The organism is Nitrosomonas sp. Nm84 (assembly GCF_003201565.1).
Lineage (GTDB): Bacteria > Pseudomonadota > Gammaproteobacteria > Burkholderiales > Nitrosomonadaceae > Nitrosomonas.
Window position 1 is genome coordinate 1 of sequence record NZ_QJJP01000049.1, and the last position, 8,798, is coordinate 8,798.

Below are 8,798 nucleotides of genomic sequence, written 5' to 3' on the forward strand. Positions count from 1 at the left end.
CTCCGACTAAATGTCGGATATTTAACAATCCTGGGTGGAAACTTTTCAACGCCGATTTACCCAAAATCCCGGTAAGTTTTGCACGCCGATTGACAAGCAATGGTTTTTTGCGGGGGACACCACCACGTCTATGGCGCTGGAAACGAATAGCCAGCACCCGCTGGTTGAGGAAAAACCTGACTACCAATGGCTAGAAAACAAAATCGTCGACAGATTGACAAGCCATGTTGAGCTCGCATTTCAAGCCTGCGATTTTGACCTTGCGTTGCAACTTATCGGTCGCTTCTCGACCCGTATTTCAGTGTATGCAGTACAGTTCCAGTTCGACATTGGCATGCAAGAGCTCAAAAGATTCAAGGAGATTATTGAACAAGCTTTTGCCTCACCGGACGCTTTAGTAGATAAGGAAACAGCGAAGGTAAAGATAGGCATAGCAGACACATGGGCTGCGTTGGGGAGCAATCTCTGCTTAGAAACTCTACGCCGAATGATGACGTTTGAAAAAGAGCTGAATAAGTTCTTTGAGACGGACGCATGGAGTGTGCAATCCCTACGCCGCCTACCTGCCTTTCTGCAAGTGGAGCTTGCTTTCATAGTCGAACGCATTGAGTTTGAGCGAGAGATTGAGGGGCAACGTCTATCCAAGCCCAAATACGTTCAACAGTTGGCGGTCCAAAAGCTGTTGCAGCACTATGCCAAAGTCCTGCCTGCGGTATGCGACTTCTACCAAAATTTGATTCCAGATTTTGTGGAGTCACTGGTAAAATTGAAAATGTCAGAGGCCGCAACGCAGGTTGTCCTAGCAAGCTTACATAGCCATTGGAAACTGCCACGCCGGTTCAACGAACTTGCCCAGCTCGTGGACCGGTATCATGAGTATGGGCACTACACCGAAAAGCAGTACATACTGCCTAAGATCGACTTCATCGAGATGTCTAAGCAGCTTGCTTCTGCGCGAGATGACGCAATTGCCAAGCTCGGTAGTAGTGCTATGGTCGAGCATATCTTCGAACCAAAACACAACGATGAACTGCCGGATCATTTTGGGCAGATCTACTTCGAACTGGCCGAAGCATGTATAAGCGCACTTGAACACAACGATGAAAATAAGTTGGACAAGATTCTCCCGATGTTCTTATTCCTAGCGTTTCTGGCGGCAGATTCGAAGTTCACGGACTCCTCACTCGACGTAAACGATGAATTCCGACTTCATCTTATTTCAACGGTGGTCAATGATTTGGCGTCAGTCTTAGGTTTCGCCATACTCTACGGGGCATACTTCGACAATGAGAAGTTGCCGGAAACTGCTCTTGCCAAATTCGATATTTGGATTGAGCGCGCTACCGACAAGAAACAATATCTTAAACGAATGGTGCTCCTTTCAAATCCGCGCAGCTTTAGCATGAGCGCATCGCCGCGTAATCTAATCAGGATTAACTGGAAAATGTCGTTCGATCATCGCGCGAGACACGAGGGATTTGAGGGCCAAATGAGTATGGGGCGAGGGAAACAGCACTCAAATAAAATCGTGAGGGAATTTCTAAGGTCACATTCGGATGCGTCTCATCTGTTTTTTGCAAAACAAGTTATGCCGCAACTCGGGCCAATTGACTTCGAGATCGACCACCACATCACCACCCTTGCTCGACGGTTGCGTAAAAATGACAAAGAAGGTACAGCGTGAAAATTTTTAGAGCTGAGCCTTCGCACTGGCATCGCATGGGCGATGTGAAAATTGGGTTAGTTGATAGCCTCTTCATCAAGCGCGAACGGCTGGAGTCAGGTTTTAATCGCGAGATGTTTAATGAGGATTTTGCGATATTGTTTCACTCGATGAACCGCCGGAGCGGCAATCTATTCGAGATCGTGTCAAATGACGACGAGCTCATGCAAAAGCTACTAGGCAACATCATGACGAGATACGAACCACATTCGATTGACGAAACAATACGTGAGTTAGTGGAGGAAATAGCTCAGTCGCTAATTTGGCTTGGAAGAGCGTACTACTTCCTTCACGATGATAGAGAGCAAAAAGAAGTCCACGTAGCTTCGTTCAGTTCAGGCGGCGTTGTGCGCCTCTTTGGCACGCATATTCAATGGGTGCCCAAACGCAGGGAAAGGCACTGGGATCGAGAAGACGAGGAACTTCCGAGGGAAATACGCATCTTGGATGCAGCCAAAGTGATGCGCTTCGACATGCCCATATCAATCAAACGCATGCTATCCGCACAGAACAGAACTTTAGCTGTTCTTGACAAACACCAATTTGGGGAAACCAATTTCCATCCACAGACCACACACGAGAACCCGAATCCGACCAACCATTTCGATTTCCGTGTGTGGAGAGATACGCAAGAGCGCGCTTTGTATCGTGCCACGCGAAGTACCGGCTGGAACGGTAGAAAATATGACTCGTCAAAGCACTCCGACTTCTTCGATTGCCACCGTCTGATACGGTTCCGGCGAAACCAACTGATGCTAAGAGACGACATTTTGGGCCGGCTCAGCAGTGAGCTCTCGAGGGTTGGCAAAGGTTACAAAGCCGAATTCTCGATTGAAATATCGGGAACTGATGAATTGCCCAGCGTTGCACGCCTGAACGAATTGGAGGTGAAGCTGGCGCGTGAAGAGGTGGGGTTCAACGAAATCATCGACTATTGCTACAAGCGCTAAATAGACGGTTCGAAGGGCCGTAATGCAGTATGCTGCAAGCCTGATGAATGTCTGGAATCGGTCGAAAGTGACATTTTTTCATCAGTAAGTTGGAATTGGCTACATAACAGATTTTTATTCAACACAATTAAACTAGGCAGACCATTAACTAACTTGTCAGAGCGTAAATTTTACTAGCGCAAGTCGACCTGTCATTTGTTCAGGTGCTACTTGTCAATCACACGTTCTGTTAAGAGCAAAAGTTGGAGCCGATCGAAGTTGTGACATTTTTTCCTGGCACACCCTACCCTAGGTATATCTACCCCCCCCTGGTCATTTTTCAACCGTAATGGGTGGTCAATTTTAAACCGGTATCAACAGTGTTAATTACAGCTAAAACATATGCTCGCTGGATTAACAATAATGAGCAACACGGGGCAAAGGCAGCCGAGATGTACGGGCAGCATTTGGGCAACATTGATAAATAGGTTATTGATTCTATAGTAAATAATGGCGGAGAAGGCGGGATTCGAACCCGCAGTTTAAATAAATAATATAATATTTATCAATTATTTATAATTGCAATGTTGCCTAAGAATAAGCATAAGTTGGCATGTTTTGGCATAGTTTGGGCAACATTTAGGGCAACATCTTTTTGTGATTGACAGAAGATTTTCGGTTCTTCTGTTCCAATTAAAAACAACTATGTTATAGGTTGCAGCTTGCCAATCATATCACTAAGTGCTATATTCTATTAAAGGTAGGTACAGAATGATCGTTTACAAGACGCGATGGTTTGATCGTTGGGCAAACAAACAAGGATTGACCTCGCCTAGTCTTTGCGCCGCTGTGCGTGAGATGACTGAAGGACTGTATGATGCCGACCTCGGCAATGGGCTGCTGAAAAAACGAATTGCGCGACCAGGGCAAGGAAAGAGAAGCGGCTTTCGCACATTGGTCGCCACCAACAAAGGAAACCGTTGGATATTCTTATTTGGTTTCCCAAAGAACGAGCGTAGCAATATCGACAAAGATGAAGAAGTAGCGCTAAAGCTGTTGGCTGTTCACCTGCTGTCACTAACCGCGCAGGCGCTCGATCAAGCACAACATGCGGGAGAATTAATGGAGGTTAATTGCGATGCGCAAGACTAAATCAACCATTCTTGAGGCTGTACATGAAACGGCCAAGGGATTACACAAGGTCGGCGTGTTGGATCAGGTTACGCTACGTGAATTCGATCGATTGTGCTTGCCGCCTATTGAACCGCTGGGACCGGAGCAGATAAAGCAAATTCGCGAAGCCGCACGAGTCAGTCAGGCGGTGTTTGCTGCCATACTAAATACAAGTGTTTCGACAGTACAGAAATGGGAAATCGGACAGAAACGGCCAACAGGCGCTGCTCTTAAGTTGCTACATCTTGTGCAAAAGCGCGGTCTGGAAGCTGTCGTCTAAATGAGTTAATTTACTTTTCTTGCAGCAATCTGTGTACTTAGGCAGCAGAGGGTCCCTATGTGTGGCGGTATTGAATACCAGGATCAGAAGATTTATTTCCCGCAACCGGATGCGCGCTTGCCTGTGTGGCTACGAGATGGCCATGTTACCTGGATAACGTGGGGCAGACGCAAGGATGAAGCTATCGGTAAATTTTCGAACGGTGGCTGGGCACGACTGAATTCCATCAAAAGCGGAAAATGGAAACCCTGGCACCCAAGACCAGTTTTAATTGTTGCTGAACAGTTCATGGAAAAAGACCATGACAATCAATCCCACTGGATAGAGCTGGATAAGCGGATGGTGATTCAGGGATTATTGGCAGAAAGAGATAAAGAAACTCGGGTTTATGTGGTGACTATCAACACTCCACCTGAATATGCCTGGATACATGACCGTTGGCCGAGATTGGTGCGATTGACGGATCAATAATCTGGTCTTAGTTTTCCGAACAAAGACCATTTATGAAACAAACCTACTTCGCCCATTTAAACCTCTGGAAACTCATATCCAGGGGCAAGTTTGGCACTGGAAACGCCATAGAGTGCTAAATGATTTCTTAACGAATCGCATTCACATAAATAACATTAGAGAAGGTGTAATGGTAAAAGTTAAATTATTTTTTATTGTATTAATAATTATTGTATTGAGTGGTTGCGCCAATCCTATTTATTTTAAATAAACCACGCAAACGGATTCAGCTATCAATAGTCGATCTAAATCAAATTATGTACAAAATCGCAGATCTAATAACAGTAATTCTTCAACAAAGCGCGGCGCAACTGATAGGCAAAATTATGGCAGCGAAAGAATTGGATCTGGTGTGGCACCTTATACTCGTTTGCCCTCCACACTTCATGATGCTGATAAATTAATACATAGTACAAATTTGTATGATTTATATACACGCTCTCCAATTAGTAATAACTATAATTAGTAATAACTATAAATGGTGCCGTATAGGAGGATATGGAGGATATGGAGGATATGGAGGATATGCGGAATTAAGCCTAGTGTTAAAGGTTGATGAAAATTATGTTATAGGTGATGAAAATTATAAACAATTAGTAATTGATGAATTGCTTCCAATTATTAAAAAAGAATGAACCCATTGAAGCGTGCGTTAATATATAACTATGTTAAAGGAACGCGCCTCATTAGGTACAATTCTGGACTTTATTTTAAATTTTCAGAAAATGATTCTTCGTTTCCTCATCAAAAGTCTGAAAGTGAAATTAATTCTGCAATAGTGGAACTTAACGCACGTAATATTACTGATTATAGACTCGTTGGATATCCTCAAGATTTAGCTGGTTTACCCTTATCGACGATGGACATAGCTGAGGTAGACAGAACCAACAAACTCAGAAGAGAACAAGAGGAAAAAGAACGTGCTGAGCGCAACGCAAAATATGCTGAATCAGTTCAACAAGCAAAAGATAGACTCGCAGTAACAACAACTTCCAGTGACGGAAAATTAATAGTTAGCAGCATCAGTCTCGATAACCGTGAACTTTTTCTTCATATGTATCATAAAGAATTTGAAAAAGCTTCAAAGGTCAGTAGTTGGGATTACAAACCATATTTAATGTATGGAGCTTTAATACAAATTTATAGCGATCTTTGTAAATCCTCGTTATCTAAGGACAAAGTCAGCGTCTATTTCGAAAGAAATCGTCATTTATTTACTGCATATGATGGATTGTCTAAGACCCACTATACAAGAAAAGAATATGTGGGGTCAGTTTGGATGGAGCCAAGATTTGAAAAAAACTATCTGAATTCACAAAATCTATTTCAGCAAAAATATTCTGAACATCACAGCCAATTTGGCGAAGGATGGAATCCAATGAGTTATGCTAAGCATATGACGGATTTGGCTAAGCCATTGTTTATTGATACTCGAGAGTTAGTTGCAAGCAATAAGTGCGGGGGGCAATCATTAATTCGATTTATGGACAATCTGACGGAATATGTTAATAGATAGTAAATAAAAATTTACGCAATTAAAAAAATAATCAAGTGATTATTAAAATGCCTGATAACATTAAATCACAGCTTGTAATTTACGGTTTTATTGGAATGGTTTGTATATCAGCAATTGCGATATGTGGGGGCTGTAGTGGCCGTAACATGCTGATCATATAATCAATAAGTAACTTTAAATGTTGGACTATCCTCGGGTCTGGTTTTGCGGTGATCGTAAATCCTCGTGGTTGCAATGTTGGCATGCCCCAGCCATTCCTGCACTTTGGCAATATCTGCTTGATGATCGAGCGCATTGGTAGCCGCAGTTGCACGCAGTGAGTGTGCACCAATCCTGAAACCCAGCTTAATAGAATATCGTTGCACTAATTTATAAATGCCGTCTGGTGTAATGGGTTGTTGTGATTCTTTATCTCGGTTATTACTGACTGACCGAAATAATGCTCCGGTTTCTTCATGACTATGCCCAGCAGCATCGAGATAATCATGGATTAAGCCACTGGCCGCAGGGTGCAATGGTAAATAAAGTGTCTTGCCTCCTTTGCCGGATATTTTCATATGTGGCACACCGCACCGCTCCTGCTTAAAATCCTTAACCTTTAACCGACACAACTCATCACGCCGCAATGCGTGATAGAGCAGGGTGGCCAATATTGCACGATCACGCTTGCCCTTCAATGAGCTACCATCTGGTACTTCAAGCAATTTGCGTGCCTGATGATCGCCTATTGCCGGCGTTTTACCTTCATAACTCTCCACTGCTGGACGTTTTACACCCTTGACTGGATTGTGCGTAACCGTGTTTTTTTCACATAGATATTCAAATAAAGACGATAGTGCTGATAATCGGTGACGTATGCTCATACTGCTTAATGAACGACTCAACAAGTCATCGCGCCAGACAATAATATGGGCACGCGTCACAATCCTGAATTCTTGTGGATTTTGAATACCGGTGAAATTCATAAAATCCTTCAGGGCATTTTCATAGGCCCGCCGAGTCTCAACGTTACCTAAATTGGCAAACCATTCAACTTCAGGTGGAACATCAGCAAGCCCCTGAAATTCTTTTGCAGTGAGTGCGCGATTGCCTCTGGTAATAAGATCTGTCATGTTATCTTCCTTTCATCCACGGATTTATGAGCATGACATGCGTCGGCTCAAAGTCCTTCACATTCCGAGTCATAAGATGCAAGCCATGCTGTAAGGCGGTTGCCGCAATGAGGCCATCACTTGCATGGATAACATAGCCCTCTTGTTGTGCCTTTGCTGTCATTTTCCCCCATATCGCAGCTGTTTCTGTATTTATCGGTAATAGGCGCTCAGTATATTCATACTCAATATTAGTGAACCATTTCAATAATGCTTGTTTGCGTTGACCATCTGGCAAGAGTGCAATACCTTTGCCGATTTCTCCCATTGTAATAACGCTGAGATACAGATGTTCATCTGGAACATTATTAACAGCTTCATAAACTGTAACCAATGGTTCTGGTTTATAGAGTTCGGATAACACACATGTATCCAATAACACCCTCATAGATCAACTGAGCGCATTAGACTTTTATCACGCATATCATCTAACTGGTCAATTTCGTAGGGTGGAGAGAGAATATATTGCTTAAAACTCTTCTTCTGACCAACCAGCCGTTCATATTTATTTCTGGAAATCATCACCACATCGCCATCCCGCCTGTGGACAATTTGGATTTTTCCAGTCAGTGCATTATTGAACAATTCACTAAATTTATTTTTTGCATCTGCAATACGCCATTCATCCATATTTTTCCCTCTATAGGTTAGATTAGCTAGACTTATTATAAATCGAATTTTGAAAATTAGTAATACAATTTAAAGTTCCTCTCTTACTATTGATAACATATTTTATCAATAGTAAAAAAGTAGATTAATAAAAAATATTTTTGTACTAAATATTAGATGGAGTATTTATATATCATACTATATAGTATGATAATAATTTATTCGCAATAGTGTGATAATATTATGACACATCGAACGACCATTACACTGGATGATGAAAGTTTTGCATTTCTGAATAATATTGCCGGTGATAATCGTAGTGCTTATATCAACGAGCTTTTGAAACAGGAACGCAAAAACTATCTCAAGCAGGCTTTGCTCAAGGCGAATCAGGAGGAAGCCCAGGATTCTGACTACCAGAAAGAACTACAGGAATGGGATGCAACCCTATCTGATGGTCTCCAGAATGATTGAGTTTAAGCAGTTGGATATTTATTGGGTTGATCTGGAGCCGACTAAAGGTGCAGAAACTCAGAAACTGCGGCCATGCGTTATTATTCAAAGTGACGTTGTGAATATTCAATCAAAAACTCTGATTGTGGCACCCATGCTACCCAATCATAAGTCTTGGCCATTTGCAGTAAATTTGACGCCAACGACTAATAATGGTTTGGATAAAGATCGACATATCAATCTCAAGCAATTGCGCGCGGTTGATATTTCTCGGATCGGCAATAAACAAGGAAAGCTTGAGAATGAATACCGGTCAATGATCAAGCGAGCTTTGGCAATAATTTTTGATTTATAGTTAGTGTTGACACCGATCGAAACTTGACACTAAAAGCCTAGTTGTACCGGTTGAAAACTGACCAGGTAATTCACGTATCTTGCCTAAATTTTAGGCGGG

Annotated in this window: 12 protein-coding genes; 9 read left to right on the forward strand and 3 right to left on the reverse strand. The window is 42.6% G+C overall.

All coding sequences use genetic code 11. From position 1 onward, the window contains the following. Positions 1-34 precede the first annotated feature (34 nt). The 7 genes from C8R34_RS15505 to C8R34_RS15535 all read left to right on the forward strand — a co-directional run bounded on the left by C8R34_RS15505 (position 35) and on the right by C8R34_RS15535 (position 6,131). The gene (locus C8R34_RS15505) at positions 35-1,684 is read left to right on the forward strand and encodes a hypothetical protein (RefSeq protein WP_207896497.1); all 1,650 of its coding nucleotides are present in this window, start codon (positions 35-37) and stop codon (positions 1,682-1,684) included. Then, positions 1,681-2,673, forward strand: coding sequence for a hypothetical protein (locus tag C8R34_RS15510; RefSeq protein WP_110342123.1), 993 nt, complete (start codon positions 1,681-1,683; stop codon positions 2,671-2,673). The genes C8R34_RS15505 and C8R34_RS15510 overlap by 4 nt, the downstream gene beginning before the upstream one ends. 750 nt (positions 2,674-3,423) lie before the next feature. After that, positions 3,424-3,804, forward strand: a complete 381-nt coding sequence (locus tag C8R34_RS15515) for a type II toxin-antitoxin system RelE/ParE family toxin (RefSeq protein ID WP_110340795.1) — start codon at positions 3,424-3,426, stop codon at positions 3,802-3,804. Beyond that, on the forward strand, positions 3,791-4,105 hold the full coding sequence (locus C8R34_RS15520; protein ID WP_110342125.1) for a DNA-binding transcriptional regulator: 315 nt from the start codon (positions 3,791-3,793) through the stop codon (positions 4,103-4,105). The genes C8R34_RS15515 and C8R34_RS15520 overlap by 14 nt, the downstream gene beginning before the upstream one ends. Before the next feature lie 57 nt (positions 4,106-4,162). Further along, entirely contained in the window at positions 4,163-4,576 is a 414-nt protein-coding gene (locus C8R34_RS15525; protein WP_110342127.1) for a hypothetical protein, read from the forward strand. 461 nt (positions 4,577-5,037) lie between these two features. After that, positions 5,038-5,250: a hypothetical protein gene (locus C8R34_RS15530; protein WP_110342129.1), complete on the forward strand. Its 213-nt coding sequence runs from the start codon at positions 5,038-5,040 to the stop codon at positions 5,248-5,250. 5 nt (positions 5,251-5,255) lie between these two features. Next, positions 5,256-6,131, forward strand: coding sequence for a hypothetical protein (locus C8R34_RS15535; protein ID WP_132467150.1), 876 nt, complete (start codon positions 5,256-5,258; stop codon positions 6,129-6,131). Between the two features lie 161 nt (positions 6,132-6,292). Here C8R34_RS15535 and C8R34_RS15540 read toward each other — a convergent pair whose 3' ends face one another. The 3 genes from C8R34_RS15540 to C8R34_RS15550 are packed head-to-tail and all read right to left on the reverse strand — an operon-like array spanning position 6,293 to position 7,912. Further along, positions 6,293-7,243: a tyrosine-type recombinase/integrase gene (locus C8R34_RS15540; protein WP_110342133.1), complete on the reverse strand. Its 951-nt coding sequence runs from the start codon at positions 7,241-7,243 to the stop codon at positions 6,293-6,295. A 1-nt stretch (position 7,244) separates the two neighbouring features. After that, positions 7,245-7,670, reverse strand: a complete 426-nt coding sequence (locus C8R34_RS15545) for a type II toxin-antitoxin system VapC family toxin (RefSeq protein WP_110342135.1) — start codon at positions 7,668-7,670, stop codon at positions 7,245-7,247. Then, complete coding sequence (locus C8R34_RS15550) at positions 7,667-7,912, reverse strand: type II toxin-antitoxin system prevent-host-death family antitoxin (protein WP_110342137.1); 246 nt, start codon at positions 7,910-7,912, stop codon at positions 7,667-7,669. Before C8R34_RS15550 ends, C8R34_RS15545 begins: the two co-directional genes overlap by 4 nt. 222 nt (positions 7,913-8,134) lie before the next feature. Between C8R34_RS15550 and C8R34_RS15555 the strand changes: the two genes are divergently transcribed. Both C8R34_RS15555 and C8R34_RS15560 read left to right on the forward strand, forming a co-directional pair. Next, on the forward strand, positions 8,135-8,365 hold the full coding sequence (locus tag C8R34_RS15555; protein WP_110342139.1) for a CopG family transcriptional regulator: 231 nt from the start codon (positions 8,135-8,137) through the stop codon (positions 8,363-8,365). After that, on the forward strand, positions 8,331-8,699 hold the full coding sequence (locus tag C8R34_RS15560; RefSeq protein ID WP_258364535.1) for a type II toxin-antitoxin system PemK/MazF family toxin: 369 nt from the start codon (positions 8,331-8,333) through the stop codon (positions 8,697-8,699). The genes C8R34_RS15555 and C8R34_RS15560 overlap by 35 nt, the downstream gene beginning before the upstream one ends. Positions 8,700-8,798 lie beyond the last annotated feature (99 nt).